We start from the raw sequence: 15,974 nt of genomic DNA, 5'->3' as shown, positions 1-15,974 counted from the left end.
GAGCGCCGGAGGTGCGGCGCCCGCCGCCGCCGCCTCCGCGGCGGCACGGCGGGGCCGGCGCGCGGCCAGCCGCCGCCCCAGTGGGCGTGAGCGGCACGACGAGAAGATCACGGTGTACGTCTCCGCCGAGGAACTGATGGACCTGGAGCACGCGCGGCTGGTGCTGCGCGGCGAGCACGGGCTGGCCGTGGACCGTGGGCGCATCGTCCGCGAGGCGGTCGCGGTGGTCCTCGCCGACCTGGAGTCCCGGGGCGACGCCAGCATCCTGGTGCGGCGGCTGCGGGGCCGCTGACGGCTCCGCAGCGCGGCTGCCGGTGAGGCCCGCGCGGGCCCGGTAGCCTGACGGGCGCCCCCCGCCGCCCCGCCCCTGGACCTCGCACCATGTGCCCGCACGAATCCGACGCCCCGAGCCGGCGTCGGCGTGCCCTGGGCAGGGGGCCGGGCGCCGCGCAGGCGGAGGGCGCGGCCCCGGTACCGGGGCGCCCGCCCCCGGCAGAGCTCCCGGCTTCGTCCGGGCAGGGCAGGTCCCCGTCGCGCCCGGCGGAACGACCGCCCGCGGAGGAACCCGCGGTGCGTGGCCCGGCGGAGGCGGGAGAGCCCGGCTCCGGGGAGGCGGCGGCGTCCGGTCCGGAGCAGGCGGCGGTGCCGGCCGGCGCGGGGGCGTGGGCCGAGGAGGCCGCCGCGACCGGCCCGGATACGGAGGGGGGCAGGGGCGCCGACGACGAGGGCGCCCGGTTCACCGTGCGGCTGGGGAACTTCGAGGGGCCCTTCGACCTGCTGCTGCAGCTGATCGCCCGGCACAAGATGGACGTCACCGAGGTGGCCCTCTCACGGGTGACCGACGACTTCATGGCGTACATCCGGGGGATGGGGCCCGACTGGGACCTCGACCAGGCCACCGAGTTCCTCGTCGTCGCCGCGACTCTCCTCGATCTGAAGGCCGCCCGGCTGCTGCCCGCCGCCGAGGTGGAGGACGAGGCCGACCTCGCCCTGCTGGAGGCCCGCGACCTGCTCTTCGCGCGGCTCCTCCAGTACCGGGCGTACAAGCAGGTCGCGGGGATCCTCGGTGAGCGGATGGACGGTGAAGGGCGGCGCTATCCCCGTACCGTCGGGCTGGAGCCGGAGTACGCCGAGCTGCTGCCGGACGTCGTCATCGGCATCGGGGCGGAGGGCTTCGCCCGGCTGGCGGTCAAGGCCATGCGGCCCAGGCCCCGCCCCCAGGTGTACGTCGAGCACATTCACGCTCCGCTCGTCAGCGTCAGGGAACAGGCCGCCGTCGTGGTCGCCCTGCTGCGGGAGCGGGGGTCGCTCAGCTTCCCGGAGCTGAGCCGGGACGCCGACGGCACCCTCACCGTGGTCGCGCGGTTCCTCGCCCTGCTGGAGCTGTACCGGGACAAGGCCGTCGGGCTGGAGCAGCCCGAGCCGCTCGGGCTGCTCACCGTTCACTGGACCGGGGGAGACGGGGACCCCACCGTGACCGTCACCGACGCATTCGACCAGGAGGACGCCTGATGGAGCTGAAGCCCGCCCTGGAGGCCGTTCTCATGGTCGTCGACGAACCCGCCACCGAGGGGCACCTCGCCAAGGTGCTCGACCGCACCCCCCGCGAGATCGCGGACGCGCTGCGGGAGCTGGCCGACGAGTACGACCGGGGCGGGCGCGGCTTCGAGCTGCGGGCCGTGGCCGGAGGCTGGCGCTACTACACCCGGCCCGCCTACGCCTCCGCCGTCGAGAGCTTCGTCCTGGACGGCCGGCAGGCCCGGCTTACCCAGGCCGCCCTGGAGACCCTGTCCGTCGTCGCGTACCGCCAGCCGGTCAGCCGCTCACGCGTCGCGGCCGTCCGCGGAGTGAACTGCGACGGGGTCCTGCGCACCCTCCTCCAGCGGGGTCTCGTGGAGGAGGCGGGCACAGAACCCGAGACAGGTGCGATCCTGTACAGGACGACGAACTACTTCCTGGAGCGGATGGGCCTGCGCGGCCTGGACGAGCTGCCGGAACTCGCGCCCTTCCTCCCGGAGGCGGAGGCGATCGAGGCCGAGACCCAGGAGGCCGTACCGTCGTTCGATCCGGACGCACCCGATCCGGACTCCGAGGACGCAGACGACAAGACGGAACTTTGATGCGAAGCAGCGGCAGGAACAGCAGCGGGCGCGGTAACTACCGGGGCTCCGGTGGGGGCACCCCCCGGACGGGGTCTGGAGGGAAGCGCGACGACAAGCAGAAGCGCGCGGGCCGGCCACGTCCCGAGGAGCGCCGCTACGACGTGGGCGGCGCCGGTTCCTCCGGCTCCTCCGACGGCCCCCGCAAGGGCCGCGGTGCCACGGCCCGCGGCGGCGCCAAGGGCGGCCCCAAGAAGCCGCAGCAGCCGCAGCGCGGCCGTGACCGCACCGCCCCCGCACGCCCCCGCGAGTACGACGCCCGCGTCGAGGAGCGCAACCGCGAGCGGTATGCGAACCGGCCGCAGAAGCAGCAGGAGCAGCAGGACGGCGAGCGCTTGCAGAAGGTCCTGGCCCGTGCCGGCTACGGCTCCCGGCGAGCCTGCGAGGAGCTGATCGAGGACGCCCGCGTCGAGGTCAACGGCTCGATCGTGGTCGAGCAGGGTCTGCGCGTCGACCCGGAGAAGGACGAGATCAAGGTCGACGGGCTGACCGTCGCCACGCAGTCGTACCAGTTCTTCGCCCTGAACAAGCCCGCCGGTGTCGTCTCCACCATGGAGGACCCCGACGGCCGCCAGTGCCTCGGGGACTACGTCACCAACCGCGAGACCCGGCTCTTCCACGTCGGCCGTCTGGACACCGAGACCGAGGGCATCATCCTGCTCACCAACCACGGCGAGCTGGCCCACCGCCTCACCCACCCCCGGTACGGCGTCCGCAAGACCTATGTCGCCGCCATCCAGGGCCCCATCCCGCGGGACCTGGGCAAGCGCCTCAAGGACGGCATCCGGCTGGAGGACGGCTACGCCCGGGCCGACCACTTCCGGGTCGTCGAGCAGACCGGCAAGAACTACCTCGTGGAGGTCTCCCTGCACGAGGGCCGCAAGCACATCGTGCGCCGCATGCTGGCCGAGGCCGGCTTCCCGGTCGACAAGCTCGTCCGGACCGCCTTCGGCCCGATCCCGCTGGGGGACCAGAAGTCCGGATGGCTGCGGCGGCTGACCAACACCGAGGTCGGCATGCTGATGAAGGACGTCGATCTGTAGGCCGGCCCTGCCGCCTGATCCGCGCACCGAAGCCCGTGGCCCGTACGGCCACGGGTTTTCGTGTCCCGGGGCGCGAAGCCGCTTGCGTGGCGGCCCGGCCTGATTTATGGTCAGAGTGACTCTTAAAGCTTCCGGTCCACCCATCGCGGACGGTGCCATGAACGCCCAGGCCCCTGACGGCTACGACCCGTGTGCCTTCACTCCCTTCGCGGTCACCGTCGACCTCGCCGTGTTCACCCTCCGCGACGGACGGCTGCATGTCCTGCTGGTACGGCGCGGAGCGGAGCCGTACGAAGGTGCCTGGGCCCTGCCCGGCGGGTTCGTGCTGCCCCACGAGTCCGCCGACCTGGCCGCCCGCCGCGAACTGGCCGAGGAGACCGGGCTGTCCGGCTCCACCGCCGCCGGTCTCCACCTGGAGCAGCTGCGCACCTACAGCGACCCGGACCGCGACCCGCGCATGCGCGTCGTCTCCGTCGCGTACGCGGCCCTCGGCCCCGGCCTGCCCGAGCCCCGCGGCGGCGGCGACGCGGCCCACGCCGCCTGGCTCCCGTACGGCACCCAGGGCCCGCTGGCCTTCGACCACGACGCGATCCTGGCCGACGCCCGCGAACGTGTCGGCGCCAAGCTCGAGTACACCTGTCTCGCCACCGCCTTCTGCCCGCCGGAGTTCACGCTCGGGGAGCTGCGCCAGGTGTACGAGACGGTCTGGGGCGTCCCGCTCGACCGCCCCAACTTCCGGCGCAAGGTCCTCGCCACGCCCGGCTTCGTCCGGCCCGTGGAGGGCCCGCCGCGCCGCACCGGGGGACGGGGCAAACCCGCCGCCCTCTACCGCGCGGGCGACGCGACCGCCCTGCGTCCACCACTGCTGCGACCGGAAGGACGAGAGGCATGATCACCACCAGGACCGCCACCAGGCAGGCCGCGACCGGATCCCTCATCGGGCTGGCCCTCGGGGACGCCATGGGTCTGCCGACCGAGTTCATCGACGTCCCCAGGATCACGAGCCGGTACGGGCCGTGGCGCGGGCTGCCGCTGCCCGAACCCGCCCGGGTCACCGACGACACCCAGATGACCCTCGCCGTCGGCCGGGCCGTCCGTACCGCCATGGACCGGGGCCTCCTCGCACCGCAGCGGCTGGCCCGCCCGCTGCGCGAGGAGTTCGTGGAGTGGGCCCGCTCTCCGGAGAACAACCGGGCCCCCGGCCGCACCTGCCTGGTCGCCTGCGGCCTGCTGGCCGACGAGGGCCGCGTCTGGCAGGACGCCAGCCAGATCCACTCCAAGGGCTGCGGCGCCAACATGCGTGTCGCCCCCCTGGGGCTCGTGCCCCGGCTGAGCGAGGAACAGCGCGCGGGCGCAGCGCAGCTGCAGGCCGCGCTCACCCACGGGCACCCCACCGCGCTGGCCGCCGCCGACCTGACCGCCCACGCCGTGCACCTGCTGGCGCAGGGCGCCGAGCCGCTCGGGCTCGTCGGGCTGCTCCGCTCGTACGCCTACGAGAACCGCTCCCGCTACCACGAGAAGTGGCTCGGGGACCTGTGGACCCGCTCCCAGGACCCGTCGGCACTCCACTTCATCCAGCGCGGCTGGGACGAGTGCGCGGCCGTGCTGGAACGGCTGGAGGGGGCCGCGCGGACCGCCGGTCCGGAGACCGACCCGTGCCTGCTGACCGGCGAGGGATGGATCGCGGAAGAGGCCCTCGCGACGGGACTGCTGTGCTTCCTGCTCTTCCCCGAGGAGCCGGTCACCGCCTTGCGCCGGGCCGCCTGCACCAGCGGCGACTCCGACTCCGTCGCCTGCCTCGCGGGTGCGTTCGCCGGTGCCCACCTCGGCCCGGACGCCTGGCCCCGGGAGTGGGCCGAGCGCGTCGAGTACCGCAGCGAACTGCTGACGCTGGGCGCGCTCTGGGACGCTTGATCAGGTGACCGGGGCCGCCTCGCCGTCACCCGGCGCCCCCGCGGGTGCGACGCGCCGCACGGTCTCGTCGCGCGGGCCGGGCCGACGGGCGGCTCGGAGGGCCGAGGCCAGGCGGGCGCGGTAGAGGAAGTCCTCGACGCGCGGCAGGTCCGGCTCCGGCGGCAGGGGCGAGCCGGACAGCGCCGTGCCGGCCTCGTCGGCCAGGCGGGTCACCCACGCCTCGATGTCCGGCCACGCCGCCTCGCCCCGCTTCACCGCCAGCAGCCGCTCCCGCTCCTCACCCACCTCGACGGTCAGTACACCGGTGCGGAGCAGATCGCGGCAGCTCGTCAGCAGGCGCAGCAGGTGCACGGCGTGCTTCCAGCGCGGCTCCCCGTGGCGCGCGACGTGCGCCTCCAGCCTGCGGTGCTGCGTCAGCGCGTAACCGGTGAACGACGCGTGCACCTGCCGCGACAGGAACGCGCCGCGCAGCGCCAGCAGCTCCCGGCCCGTGGCGTCGGCGTGCTCGACGAGCGGGGAGTGCAGGACCTCCAGCACGTTCGGGTCGGCGCGCAGGGCCAGCTCGCAGAACCGCTCCAGCTCCCAGCTGAACTGCTCCTCGGCCGGGCCCTCCACATGTGTGGGCGGCTTGGTGAAGCGCCACTGGAGCGCGGTGGGCGCGAGGAAGACCCCGCGCCGGTCGGTGTCGCTGTCCTCCGTGGCCAGCCCGAAGGCACGCGACCCCATGACGCACGAGTAGATCATGTGGTCGCGCACGAGGGCTTCGGGTGTGATCATGCGCACGACCCTACGGCCCGGTCCTCAGGCCAGTCTGATCGTGCCGTCCGAGACCGTGATCTCACGCGGGGGCAGGGGACGCGGGGCCGGGCCCGCGGCGACGGACGCGTCCGCGATGCGGAAGCGGCTGCCGTGGCAGGGGCAGTTGATCAGGCCGTTCGTCACCGAGCCGACCGTGCAGCCCTGGTGGGTGCAGACCGCCGAGAACGCCTTGAAGTCACCCGCCGCGGGCTGGGTCACCACGACCTTCTCGTCGGCGAAGATCTTCCCGCCGCCGACCGGGACCTCGGAGGTCTCCCCGAGCACGGTGCCCGACACCTCCACATCGCCGCCGTTCCCGCACCCCGACGTGAGCGCGGTGGTCCCGGCAGCGGTCAGGGCGCAGGCGAGCACGGTACGTCGGCGGGGCGCCGGTGACGGGGCAGACGGCGGTGGCGGTGCGGGGCTGTGGAGTCCCTGTGCGGGAGGAAACGGGCGCATGCAGCCATCCTGGGGCGGTCTCACCCCCGTACGGAAGCCACCATGCCGCGCGCTACCTCCACGGGACGAGCCCGGGCGCCCGCCCGTCCGTGCCCCGGAGCACCTCCAGCACCTCCGTCACGGCGGCACGCTCCACAGGGCCGTACACGTGCGGGAACGGCCCCGCCCAGCGCACCTCAGCCGCCAGCCGCGCCTCGTCGAGCACCAGCACCAGCAGCGGTCCCGGCACGGCCCGGAAGTGCGTGTCCGCGATCCTCAGGGCCGTCTCCCGGTCGGCGGAGCAGTGCACGAAACCCTCGGTGGCGAGGGTGGCGGGCCGGTAGGGGGCGGTGGGTTCGGCGGCCCAGTCGGCCAGGGGGGCGACGTGGAAGAGCATCCCGACAGTGTCGCCCACGAGGAGGGGATCCAGCCCGTCCGGTGTCCGGGACCGGCGCCGTTCGGGCACCGACGGGGGCCCGGAGACGGAACCCCCGGGCCGGGAAGGGCCGGGGCGGGGCAGGACGCACCGGCCGGGCGGCTCTAGGCTGGTCGCGGGACACAACCGAGGTGAGGAGCCGACGTGGCGGTACGAGCGGTCCGGGGGGCCGTCCAGCTGGAGCGGGACGACGCCGAGCACATGCACGAGCAGGTCGGCGCCCTGCTCACCGCGCTGCTGGAGCGGAACCAGCTCACCGCCGACGACCTGATCAGCGTCTGGTTCACCGCGACGCCCGACCTGCGCTGCGACTTCCCCGCCGTGGCCGCCCGCCGCCTCGGCCTCCTGGACGTGCCTCTGCTGTGCGCCCAGGAGCTGGACGTCGACGGTGCGATGCCCCGCGTCGTACGGGTCCTCGCCCATGTGGAGACCGACCTGCCGAAGACCGCGGTCGCACACGTCTACCTCGGCGCCGCGGCCGCCCTGCGCAAGGACATCGCCCAGTGAGAACCGCCCTCGTCATCGGAACAGGACTGATCGGCACGTCCGTCGCCCTCGCGCTCACCGACCGGGGGGTCACCGTGCACCTGGCCGACCACGACCCCGACCGCGCCCGGACCGCCGCCGCGCTCGGTGCCGGGACGGACGGGCCGCCGGAGGGGCGTGTCGACCTCGCAGTGGTCGCCGTGCCGCCCGCGCACGCGGCGGGCGCCCTCGCCGACGCCATGCGCGGCGGGCTCGCCCGGGGCTATCTGGACGTCGCCAGCGTCAAGGGCGGCCTCCAGCGGGAACTGGCGGCCCTGGGGCTCGACCTCTCCTCGTACATCGGCACGCACCCCATGGCCGGGAAGGAGCAGTCCGGGCCGCTGGCCGGGAGCGGAGACCTGTTCGAGGGCCGGCCCTGGGTCCTCACCCCGACGCGGGACACCGACACCGAGGTGCTGAACCTGGCGCTGGAGCTGGTCGCGCTGTGCCGGGCGGTGCCGGTCGTCATGGACGCCGACGCCCACGACCGGGCGGTCGCGCTGGTCTCCCACACCCCGCAGCTCGTTTCGTCCATGGTCGCCGCGCGGCTGGAGGGGGCCGAGGAGACCGCCGTACGGCTCTGCGGTCAGGGCATCCGGGACGTGACGCGCATCGCGGCGTCCGACCCGCGGATGTGGGTGGAGATCCTGTCCGCGAACCCCGGGCCGGTCGCGGACGTCCTCGCGGACCTCGCCGCCGATCTGGACGAGACCGTGCGGTCCCTGCGCGCCCTGGAGTCCTCCGACGAGGACAAGCGGCTGGACGGGGCGGACGGCGTCGCGGGTGTGCTGCGGCGAGGCAACAGCGGACGGGCCCGGGTGCCGGGCAAGCACGGGACGGCTCCGGCGGCGTACGAGACGGTGGCGGTGCTCATCAGCGACCAGCCGGGGGAGCTGGCGCGGATCTTCGCGGATGCGGGACGGGCGGGGGTCAACATCGAGGACGTGCGGATCGAGCACGCGACCGGGCAGCAGGCGGGCGTCGTGCAGCTGATGGTCGCGCCGTCGGCCGCGCCGGGTCTGACGGCGGGGCTGCGGGAGCGGGGCTGGGCGTTGCGGCAGTAGCGGTCGCGGTGCGGTGGTTGCCTCCCGCCGTCCCGCCCCTCCCGAAACGGCGGGCTTCTGCCCGCCCGGACGACCGGCGGCATGGGGCGGGTCCGGTACTCGGTAACCTTGGGGTGGGCGCCAGGCAACCGGCCGGTCCGCACCCCGTCTCCTCAGGAAGGTGTCCGACACCGTGGAATCCGTGATCGTCGCCATCGATGGCCCCTCCGGCACGGGCAAGTCGAGCACCTCCAAGGCCGTCGCCGCCAAGCTGGGGCTCAGCTATCTGGACACCGGCGCCCAGTACCGGGCGATCACCTGGTGGATGATCGCCAACGGGATCGACGTCCAGGACCCCGAGGCCGTCGCCGACGCCGCGGGCAAGCCCGCGATCGTCTCCGGGACCGACCCGGCGCAGCCCACCATCACCGTCGACGGCGAGGACGCCTCCGGACCGATCCGTACCCAGGAGGTCACCTCCAAGGTCAGTGCCGTCAGCGCGGTGCCGGAGATCCGGGCCCGGATCACCGAGCTCCAGCGGTCCATCGCCGCCGCCGCCCCGCAGGGCATCGTCGTCGAGGGACGGGACATCGGCACGACCGTGCTGCCGGACGCCGACCTGAAGATCTTCCTCACCGCCTCCGCCGAGGCCCGCGCCGCCCGCCGGGCCGGGGAGACCAAGGGCGCGGACCTGTCCGCCACCAGGGAAGCCCTCGTCAAGCGGGACGCCGCCGACTCCAGCCGCAAGGCGTCCCCGCTGGCCAAGGCCGACGACGCCGTCGAGGTCGACACCACCGACCTGACCCTCCAGCAGGTGATCGAGTGTGTCGTCACCCTCGTCGAGGAGAAGCGGACGGCCGCCAGGTGACACCCTCCGCGAAGGGCGCCGCCGTCGGGCGGGGCATCGGTATCGGCCTGATGTACGGGCTGTGGAAGCCCCGCGTCCTCGGCGCCTGGCGGGTCCCGGTCTCCGGGCCCGTCATCCTGGCCGTCAACCACGCCCACAACCTCGACGGCCCCATGCTCATGGGCACCGCGCCGCGGCCCGTGCACTTCCTCATCAAGCAGGAGGCGTTCACCGGGCCGCTCGGCCCGTTCCTGGACCGCATCGGGCAGATCAAGGTCGACCGCGCCTCCGCCGACCGCACGGCCGTCACCCGCGCTCTCGACGTGCTGGGCCACGGCGGCGTCCTCGGGATCTTCCCGGAGGGCACCCGGGGCGAGGGCGACTTCGCCGCCATCCGCGGCGGGCTCGCCTACTTCGCCGTGCGGTCCGGGGCCTCGATCGTCCCGGTCGCCGTGCTGGGAAGCAACGAGCGGCAGGGCCGGTTGGTGAAGGGGCTCCCGCCGCTGCGCAGCCGCGTCGACATCGTCTTCGGGGACGCCTTCCAGGCGGGGGACGGCAGCGGACGGCGCACCCGCAAGGCACTGGACGAGGCCACCGTACGCATCCAGGGGCGGCTTGCCGCGCACCTGGAAAACGCCAGGCGCCTCACCGGGCGCTGAGCGAGACTTCAGTAGTGAACCGGCCCGCGCGGACGGTTCACCGACCACCACGAACCACGAGGAACGGACTTCATGAACGACCAGCACGACCACGGGGCACTTGGCGACGCCGAGTACGCGGAGTTCATGGAGCTCGCCGCCGAAGAGGGCTTCGACATCGAGGAGGTCGAAGGCGCGATCGAGGCAGCCGGGCACGGCCCACTGCCGGTCCTCGCCGTCGTCGGCCGCCCGAACGTCGGCAAGTCGACCCTGGTGAACCGCATCATCGGCCGCCGTGAAGCCGTCGTCGAGGACAGGCCGGGCGTCACCCGTGACCGGGTCACCTACGAGGCCGAGTGGGCCGGTCGCCGCTTCAAGGTCGTCGACACCGGCGGCTGGGAGCAGGACGTCCTCGGCATCGACGCGTCCGTCGCCGCCCAGGCCGAGTACGCCATCGAGGCCGCCGACGCGGTCGTCTTCGTGGTGGACGCGACCGTCGGCGCCACGGACACCGACGAGGCCGTCGTCAAGCTGCTGCGCCGTGCCGGGAAGCCGGTCGTCCTCGCCGCGAACAAGGTGGACGGCGCGTCCGGCGAGGCCGACGCGGCCATGCTCTGGTCCCTGGGCCTCGGTGAGCCGTTCCCCGTCTCCGCGCTGCACGGCCGCGGCACCGGCGACCTCCTCGACGAGGTCCTCAAGGCACTGCCCGAGGCCCCCGCCCAGACCTTCGGCACGGCCCCCGGCGGCCCGCGCCGTATCGCGCTCATCGGCCGCCCCAACGTCGGCAAGTCCTCGCTGCTCAACAAGCTCGCCGGCGAGGAGCGCGTCGTCGTCAACGAGCTGGCCGGCACCACCCGCGACCCGGTCGACGAACTCATCGAACTCGGCGGCATCACCTGGAAGTTCGTCGACACGGCGGGCATCCGCAAGCGGGTTCACCTCCAGGAGGGCGCCGACTACTACGCCTCGCTGCGCACCGCCGCCGCGGTCGAGAAGGCCGAGGTCGCCGTCGTCCTGATCGACACCACCGAGTCGATCAGCGTCCAGGACCAGCGCATCATCACCATGGCCGTCGAGGCCGGGCGCGCCCTCGTCGTCGCCTACAACAAGTGGGACGACCTCGACGAGGAGCGCCGCTACTACCTGGAGCGCGAGATCGAGACCGAGATGCAGCAGGTCTCCTGGGCACCCCGGGTGAACGTCTCCGCACGCACCGGCCGCCATATGGACAAGCTGGTCCCGGCGATCGAGACCGCCCTGGCCGGCTGGGAGACCCGGGTCCCCACCGGCCGCCTGAACGCGTTCCTCGGTGAGCTGGTCGCCGCCCACCCGCACCCCATCCGGGGCGGCAAGCAGTCGCGCATCCTGTTCGGCACCCAGGCGGGCACCAAGCCGCCGCGGTTCGTGCTGTTCGCGTCCGGTTTCCTGGAGCACGGCTACCGCCGGTTCGTGGAGCGGCGGCTGCGTGAGGAGTTCGGCTTCGACGGCACGCCGATCCACATCTCGGTGCGGGTGCGGGAGAAGCGCGGCCGGAAGAAGTAGGGCGAGCCGGTTCACGCGTACGGCGGCGGGGCCGGGATGCGTACACGATGTACGCATCCCGGCCCCGCCGCCGTGTCGGCCGCCTGCCCGAGTCAGAGTCCTCTGCGCGGGGCCGGCGGCAGCGCCGCCTGCGCCTGGCCCGTGGGTCCCGGGTGCGGGCGTGCGGCGGCGTAGCCCCCGTACGCCGACTGATAGCCCGGACCCTGCCCGTACCCGGCGGGCCCGAGGGAGCTGTGCACCGAGGCCACCACGCCGAAGGCCTTGAAGCGGAGGTCCTCCTCGCCGCTGCGGTCACCCGGCAGAGCCCGGAAGGACCGGCGGTACTCGGAGTACAGCGCGTCGTAGATCGGCGTGGCCGAGAAACCGGACGGCCCCTGCTGCGCCGGGCGCATGCCGGGGATGTGCTGGTACGGCTGGCGGGAGGGCTCGTAAGAGTGCTGCACGTAGGTGCCAACGACACCGCCGCCCGTCGGATGCGGCCCGGACAGGGATCCGTATGCGGGCGGGTGGGCCACCGCGTACGACGGAGGGGGCGGCGAGCCGTACGGGGAACCGGGCCAGGAATCGTGCGGGGACGCGTACGAGGGCGTTCCATGCGCGGTGCCGGCCGTGGCGCTCTGCGGGGTTCCGTACGGGAGGGGGGTGGGCCGTATGGCGGGGCGCAGCCCGTCCATCAGGAGGTTCCGGCCAGCGGCATGGCGGCGGCGACCAGCCGCCCGTTGGCGGCGGCCTTCTCCAGGGCGTCGCGCAGCAGGTCCTCGCGGGGCTGCTGGCCGATGGAGCCGACCGGGGCGGCGAACACCAGGACGGTCTGCAGCTTGTTCGCAGCGGCCCGCCAGCCCTCGGTGACCTGGAGCGGCTGGTGCGCCTGCCACCAGGCGACCGGCTGCGCCCCGGCCGTACCGGGCTGGAGGATCGCGTGGAGCTGCCCCATGGCCAGCAGCACCGACCAGCCGCCGAGGGCGGTGGGCTTCTGGTCCAGGTCGGACACCGGGAGGAAGCCCTGCTCGATGAGGAGGGGCAGGAACTCGTCGCCGGAGCCGACGGAGCCCGGGCGGGCGATCGGCGCGGTCGGCTCGACGACGAGCGCCGGGTGCAGCTCGTCCTCGATCAGCACCAGTCCGCTCGTCACCCCCAGCACGGCCTGCTCGGTGCCGCCCGCGAGCGGGGCGGGGGACGGTCCCCCGGCGGGTGCGGTCTGCGGCCCGCCTCCGGTGATGGACCGGACGGCGCCCTGGAGCTGCTCCTCCGAGACCGTGACGACCTGGGAGGGGATGCAGGTGGCGTGGGCGAAGGCGAGGACGGCGGTCTCCTCGCCGACGAACAGCACGGTGCTGGTGCGTTCCTGCTCGGAGTCGCCCGGGGTGCGGCAGGAGGTGCAGTCGTAGCTGCCCGGGGCGTTCTCGCCGGCGAGCAGCCGGTCGGCTTCTTCGTCACCGATCTCGGCGCGTACGTCCTCGCTGACGTCGAGCATGCGCGGCACGGGTGGCTCCTCGGACTCGTTGGTGCGTGCGGTGGCGGCCGGGCAGGTCCCGGCACGCCTCTTGACGGTTCAACGGCCGAGCTGCGGCCGGGGTCACGCGCCTGCGGCCACGGAATCGAGCCGGGTGCGGTGCGTCCGGCCGGGTGGTGTCGCGGGGCGGGGCGCGCGGCAGGCCGCCGGGGCGCGGCCGGTGGTGCCTAGCGTGGGCGGGATGCTGCCGCGTCCGCTGCCCGCTCTGTGGTCCGCCGTGCTGTTGGTCGTCTCGGTCGTACCGGCGTTCGCCGGGGGCGTACCCGGTGATCCGCCTCCGCCCGCGCCGGGCCCGGAGGTGAGCCACGGTCACTTCCACTACCACGTGGGCACGGGCACCCCCCAGGACTGCCCGGGAGACTGGCCGTGGGGGTGCGTGGCCCTCTGCGAGTCCGGCGGCAACTGGTCCGTCGACACCGGGAACGGCTACTTCGGGGGCCTTCAGTTCCGTCAGTCCACGTGGGAGGAGTTCGGCGGGCTCGCCTTCGCGCGGCGCGCGGACCTCGCCACGCGTGAGGAGCAGATCGTCGTGGCGCGTGAGGTGCTGAGGTGGCAGGGCTGGCGGGCCTGGCCCGAGTGCTCCAGGCGGTACGGCCTGTCGGGCCGCCACCACACGGTGGAGCCCGGCGACACCCTGACGGCGATCGCCCGCCGCTTCCGGGTGGAGGGCGGTGCCCCGGCCCTGTACGAGGCGAACCGCGACCTGCTGGGCGAGGACCCGGACCGCTTGGAGCCGGGCATGCTGCTGCGGATCCCGGAACGGAGGCAGGAACCGGTGGAGGGGGAGCCGCCGGCGGAGCCTGCGGGACCGGTGGAGGACGGGGAGCCGGTGGGTGCGGAGGAGCAGTCGGGCTCGGGGGACGAGGCGGGGGCGGGGGAGCCGGTGGAGGGGGTGGAGTCGCCCGGTCCGGCGGATCCTGTGGAGGGTGGGGAGCCGGCGGAGCAGAGGGACGCGTCGACGGCGTGGCGGTTCGTCTTCCCGCGCGGAACGGGAGCAGAGCGGCCCGGGGCGGTCCTGCCGCCCGCCGGGCCGGACCTCGGCCCGGCGGGCGGCAGGGCGACGACCGGACAGGACTGATCGCGGGGGCCGGAGGGGCTGGGGGGCCGGGGCCCGGTCCGGTGGTGCGGTCGTGTGCGCCGCCGGAGGCGGGGCGGCCGGGGGCCGACGGATTCGGGTGGGGCTTCGGTCCGTTCCGGCAGTCGAGGAGTGGCGTTGCTAGGGAGGGACCGGGACCGGGGCGGCCGAGGCACCGGTGGGCTTCCGGTTCCCAGGCCTGACGGGCGGGTGGACTGAGGCGCCGTTCCGGTGTGATCGCGGGGTTTCGGGGAGGGCGGGCCTTGCCGGTCCGGGCGTTCGGATGCTTTGCCGCTGGAGGCCGGGCGGCGGGTGTGGGGGTACCGGCGGACGCGGCCGGGCCCCGTTCAGGCGTCATCGCGGGGGCCCGCGGCCTGCTGCGGCCCCCGCTGGATGAGTTCGGTCGTCTCGCCGCTGAAGGCGAGGGTGCCGCGGCGCAGTTCGTGGGCCAGGCTTCCGGGCGGCAGACCGGCGGGCAGGCGTTGCTCGGCCAGGACCACGGCGGTGCCCGCCAGCCGGAGCGCGGACAGCAGGGCGTACGTACGGGCGGCGACGGCGGGCGACATGCCGAGCGCGGCTTCGTCGACGAGGACGACGCGCGCGGGACCCTCCCGGGGCGGCAGCAGGGCGCGGCTCAGCGCCAGCATCCGCTGCTCGCCGCCGGAGAGGGTGCCCGCCCGGCGGGGGAGGAGGGGCCGCAGCTCCGGGTAGGCGTCCAGAGCGGGCGCGAGGTCGCCCGGCGGAGCGGCGGCGAGGGCGAGGTTCTCGGCGACGGTGAGTGCGGCGTACACCGCGCGCCGGTCCGGGACGAAGCGGAGCCCGCGCCGCGCCCGCCGGTGCGCGGGCACGCCGGTCACGTCGGCGCCGCGCCACCACACCCGCCCGGAGCTGGGCCGCACGGCTCCCGCGAGGGTGCGCAGCAGGGTCGTACGACCGGATCCGTTGCGGCCCAGCAGCACCGTGACGGTGCCTGCGGGCACGGCGAGGTCGATGCCGTGCAGGGCTTCCAGGGGGCCGTACCGGACCCGTACGGAGCGCAGCTCCATCTCGACGCTCATGACCGCGTCACGATCCTTCCGGCCTCCATGACGTGGACGGTGTGCGCGATCGCCGCGACGAGGTCCGGGTCGTGCTCGACGACGAGGACGGCCATGCCGTCGGCGGCGAGGGCCCGCAGGACGCGGGCGAGGGCGGCGGTCTCGGCGGCGTCGAGCCCGGCGGCGGGCTCGTCGAGGAGGAGGGCATGGGGCCGGCCGGCGAGGGCGCGGCCCAGCTCGACACGGCGCAGCGTGCCGGTGGAGAGCCCGGCGGCGGGGCGCGCGCGGAGGCCGCCGGACAGGCCGAGCAGGCGCAGGACCTGCTCCGTGTCCGGGCCGGGAGAGGAGCGGACCCGGCCCTGTTCGGCGCCGATCCGCACGTTGTCCTCGACGGTCAGGGACGGGAAGACGGCCAGTTCCTGGAAGGTGCGGGCGATGCCGAGACGAGTACGGGCGTGGGCGGGGCGGCGGGTGATGTCGGCGCCGTCGAGCGTCACCTGACCGGCGGCGGGGCGGATCGTGCCGGCGAGGCAGTGGAACAGGGTGCTCTTCCCGGCCCCGTTCGGCCCGACGAGGGCGGTGATCCGGCCTACGGGGAGGTCGAGGTCGACCCGGTCCAGCGCGGTGAACCCCGCGTACCGCACGGTGAGCCGCCGCGCCCGCAACCGCACGCCCGGCTCCGCCGCACCGCTGCCGCCCGGGACTCGTCCTGGGGGCGGAGGCCCGGCGGGACCGTCGCCCTCCGGGCGGGGGAGCGGCGCGTCCGTTCCGTCGGCCGGGCGCGGGGTGTCCGGGGCGGGCCCGCCGCCGGGGCCTGGCTCCCGGGAGTGGGCGGGCGGCTCGGCCGGGGAGAGAGGGGCGGTGCCGACGGCCGGGGTCCCGCCGCTCGGGGCGGAGCGGCCCCGGGGCCCGGGGGGCGCGCCGTGCCGCCGCGGGGCCGGCCCGGGTGCTTCGGGAGGCGTGGCG

Annotated in this window: 18 protein-coding genes and 1 pseudogene; 12 read left to right on the top strand and 7 right to left on the bottom strand. The window is 74.7% G+C overall.

Annotation, left to right across the window (positions count from 1 at the left end):
* The 6 genes and pseudogenes from I3F58_RS27805 to I3F58_RS27780 all read left to right on the top strand — a co-directional run.
* Window positions 1–292, top strand: a pseudogene (locus I3F58_RS27805) (hypothetical protein); the annotation flags it as partial.
* Between the two features lie 89 nt (window positions 293–381).
* The gene (locus I3F58_RS27800; RefSeq protein ID WP_240111469.1) at window positions 382–1,512 is read left to right on the top strand and encodes a ScpA family protein; all 1,131 of its coding nucleotides are present in this window, start codon (window positions 382–384) and stop codon (window positions 1,510–1,512) included.
* Entirely contained in the window at window positions 1,512–2,120 is a 609-nt protein-coding gene (scpB, locus tag I3F58_RS27795) for an SMC-Scp complex subunit ScpB (protein ID WP_240111468.1), read from the top strand. Before I3F58_RS27800 ends, scpB begins: the two co-directional genes overlap by 1 nt.
* The gene (locus I3F58_RS27790; protein WP_240111467.1) at window positions 2,120–3,202 is read left to right on the top strand and encodes a pseudouridine synthase; all 1,083 of its coding nucleotides are present in this window, start codon (window positions 2,120–2,122) and stop codon (window positions 3,200–3,202) included. Before scpB ends, I3F58_RS27790 begins: the two co-directional genes overlap by 1 nt.
* 157 nt (window positions 3,203–3,359) lie before the next feature.
* Window positions 3,360–4,094, top strand: coding sequence for an NUDIX domain-containing protein (locus I3F58_RS27785; protein WP_240111466.1), 735 nt, complete (start codon window positions 3,360–3,362; stop codon window positions 4,092–4,094).
* Window positions 4,091–5,116: an ADP-ribosylglycohydrolase family protein gene (locus I3F58_RS27780; RefSeq protein ID WP_275679011.1), complete on the top strand. Its 1,026-nt coding sequence runs from the start codon at window positions 4,091–4,093 to the stop codon at window positions 5,114–5,116. The genes I3F58_RS27785 and I3F58_RS27780 overlap by 4 nt, the downstream gene beginning before the upstream one ends.
* Here the strand turns inward: I3F58_RS27780 and I3F58_RS27775 are convergent, their stop codons facing one another.
* From I3F58_RS27775 to I3F58_RS27765, 3 genes are read right to left on the bottom strand one after another with little or no spacing between them, the layout of a single operon-like run.
* On the bottom strand, window positions 5,117–5,893 hold the full coding sequence (locus I3F58_RS27775) for a DNA polymerase beta superfamily protein (RefSeq protein WP_240111465.1): 777 nt from the start codon (window positions 5,891–5,893) through the stop codon (window positions 5,117–5,119). It lies immediately after the preceding gene.
* 24 nt (window positions 5,894–5,917) lie between these two features.
* Window positions 5,918–6,373 (bottom strand): Rieske (2Fe-2S) protein, encoded by a 456-nt coding sequence (locus I3F58_RS27770; RefSeq protein WP_240111464.1) that lies wholly within the window; start codon window positions 6,371–6,373, stop codon window positions 5,918–5,920.
* 52 nt (window positions 6,374–6,425) lie between these two features.
* The gene (locus tag I3F58_RS27765) at window positions 6,426–6,749 is read right to left on the bottom strand and encodes a DUF952 domain-containing protein (RefSeq protein WP_240111470.1); all 324 of its coding nucleotides are present in this window, start codon (window positions 6,747–6,749) and stop codon (window positions 6,426–6,428) included.
* A gap of 183 nt (window positions 6,750–6,932) precedes the next feature.
* On the opposite strand from I3F58_RS27765, the gene aroH reads away from it, so the two are divergent.
* The 5 genes from aroH to der all read left to right on the top strand — a co-directional run bounded on the left by aroH (window position 6,933) and on the right by der (window position 11,383).
* Window positions 6,933–7,295, top strand: coding sequence for a chorismate mutase (aroH, locus tag I3F58_RS27760; protein ID WP_240111463.1), 363 nt, complete (start codon window positions 6,933–6,935; stop codon window positions 7,293–7,295).
* Window positions 7,292–8,377 carry a prephenate dehydrogenase gene (locus tag I3F58_RS27755; protein WP_240111462.1) on the top strand — a complete coding sequence of 362 codons (1,086 nt, stop codon included), beginning with the start codon at window positions 7,292–7,294 and terminating at the stop codon, window positions 8,375–8,377. The genes aroH and I3F58_RS27755 overlap by 4 nt, the downstream gene beginning before the upstream one ends.
* A 160-nt stretch (window positions 8,378–8,537) precedes the next feature.
* Window positions 8,538–9,224: a (d)CMP kinase gene (gene cmk, locus I3F58_RS27750; RefSeq protein ID WP_240111461.1), complete on the top strand. Its 687-nt coding sequence runs from the start codon at window positions 8,538–8,540 to the stop codon at window positions 9,222–9,224.
* The gene (locus I3F58_RS27745; RefSeq protein WP_240111460.1) at window positions 9,179–9,862 is read left to right on the top strand and encodes a 1-acyl-sn-glycerol-3-phosphate acyltransferase; all 684 of its coding nucleotides are present in this window, start codon (window positions 9,179–9,181) and stop codon (window positions 9,860–9,862) included. Before cmk ends, I3F58_RS27745 begins: the two co-directional genes overlap by 46 nt.
* 72 nt (window positions 9,863–9,934) lie before the next feature.
* A complete protein-coding gene (gene der, locus I3F58_RS27740; protein WP_240111459.1) occupies window positions 9,935–11,383 on the top strand; it encodes a ribosome biogenesis GTPase Der in 1,449 nt (482 codons plus the stop codon).
* 92 nt (window positions 11,384–11,475) lie between these two features.
* Here the strand turns inward: der and I3F58_RS27735 are convergent, their stop codons facing one another.
* Both I3F58_RS27735 and I3F58_RS27730 read right to left on the bottom strand, forming a co-directional pair.
* A complete protein-coding gene (locus I3F58_RS27735) occupies window positions 11,476–12,057 on the bottom strand; it encodes a hypothetical protein (protein ID WP_240111472.1) in 582 nt (193 codons plus the stop codon).
* Entirely contained in the window at window positions 12,057–12,866 is an 810-nt protein-coding gene (locus tag I3F58_RS27730) for a hypothetical protein (protein WP_240111458.1), read from the bottom strand. The genes I3F58_RS27735 and I3F58_RS27730 overlap by 1 nt, the downstream gene beginning before the upstream one ends.
* Window positions 12,867–13,077: 211 nt before the next feature.
* Here I3F58_RS27730 and I3F58_RS29910 point away from each other — a divergent pair, with 211 nt between their 5' ends.
* Window positions 13,078–13,974, top strand: coding sequence for a transglycosylase family protein (locus tag I3F58_RS29910; protein ID WP_374208050.1), 897 nt, complete (start codon window positions 13,078–13,080; stop codon window positions 13,972–13,974).
* Window positions 13,975–14,318: 344 nt separating this feature from the next.
* On the opposite strand, the gene I3F58_RS27720 is transcribed toward I3F58_RS29910, so the two are convergent.
* Entirely contained in the window at window positions 14,319–15,029 is a 711-nt protein-coding gene (locus I3F58_RS27720; RefSeq protein WP_240111457.1) for an ABC transporter ATP-binding protein, read from the bottom strand.
* A partial coding sequence (locus I3F58_RS27715; protein WP_240111456.1) for an ABC transporter ATP-binding protein occupies window positions 15,026–15,974 on the bottom strand: 949 nt, incomplete at its 5' end. The genes I3F58_RS27720 and I3F58_RS27715, both read right to left, overlap by 4 nt.

The organism is Streptomyces sp. MUM 203J (assembly GCF_022414595.1).
Classification (GTDB): domain Bacteria; phylum Actinomycetota; class Actinomycetes; order Streptomycetales; family Streptomycetaceae; genus Streptomyces.
The sequence above is the reverse complement of the archived record's forward strand: the minus strand, read 5'-3'. Positions and strand labels throughout refer to the sequence as shown.

Bases quoted from the DNA above. Each gene is read 5' to 3' on its own strand.
- I3F58_RS27800 (WP_240111469.1), top strand. From the start codon at position 382: ATGTGCCCGCACGAATCCGACGCCCCGAGCCGGCGTCGGCGTGCCCTG.
- scpB (WP_240111468.1), top strand. From the start codon at position 1,512: ATGGAGCTGAAGCCCGCCCTGGAGGCCGTTCTCATGGTCGTCGACGAA.
- I3F58_RS27790 (WP_240111467.1), top strand. From the start codon at position 2,120: ATGCGAAGCAGCGGCAGGAACAGCAGCGGGCGCGGTAACTACCGGGGC.
- I3F58_RS27785 (WP_240111466.1), top strand. From the start codon at position 3,360: ATGAACGCCCAGGCCCCTGACGGCTACGACCCGTGTGCCTTCACTCCC.
- I3F58_RS27780 (WP_275679011.1), top strand. From the start codon at position 4,091: ATGATCACCACCAGGACCGCCACCAGGCAGGCCGCGACCGGATCCCTC.
- I3F58_RS27775 (WP_240111465.1), bottom strand. From the start codon at position 5,893: ATGATCACACCCGAAGCCCTCGTGCGCGACCACATGATCTACTCGTGC.
- I3F58_RS27770 (WP_240111464.1), bottom strand. From the start codon at position 6,373: ATGCGCCCGTTTCCTCCCGCACAGGGACTCCACAGCCCCGCACCGCCA.
- I3F58_RS27765 (WP_240111470.1), bottom strand. From the start codon at position 6,749: ATGCTCTTCCACGTCGCCCCCCTGGCCGACTGGGCCGCCGAACCCACC.
- der (WP_240111459.1), top strand. From the start codon at position 9,935: ATGAACGACCAGCACGACCACGGGGCACTTGGCGACGCCGAGTACGCG.
- I3F58_RS27735 (WP_240111472.1), bottom strand. From the start codon at position 12,057: ATGGACGGGCTGCGCCCCGCCATACGGCCCACCCCCCTCCCGTACGGA.
- I3F58_RS29910 (WP_374208050.1), top strand. From the start codon at position 13,078: ATGCTGCCGCGTCCGCTGCCCGCTCTGTGGTCCGCCGTGCTGTTGGTC.
- I3F58_RS27720 (WP_240111457.1), bottom strand. From the start codon at position 15,029: ATGAGCGTCGAGATGGAGCTGCGCTCCGTACGGGTCCGGTACGGCCCC.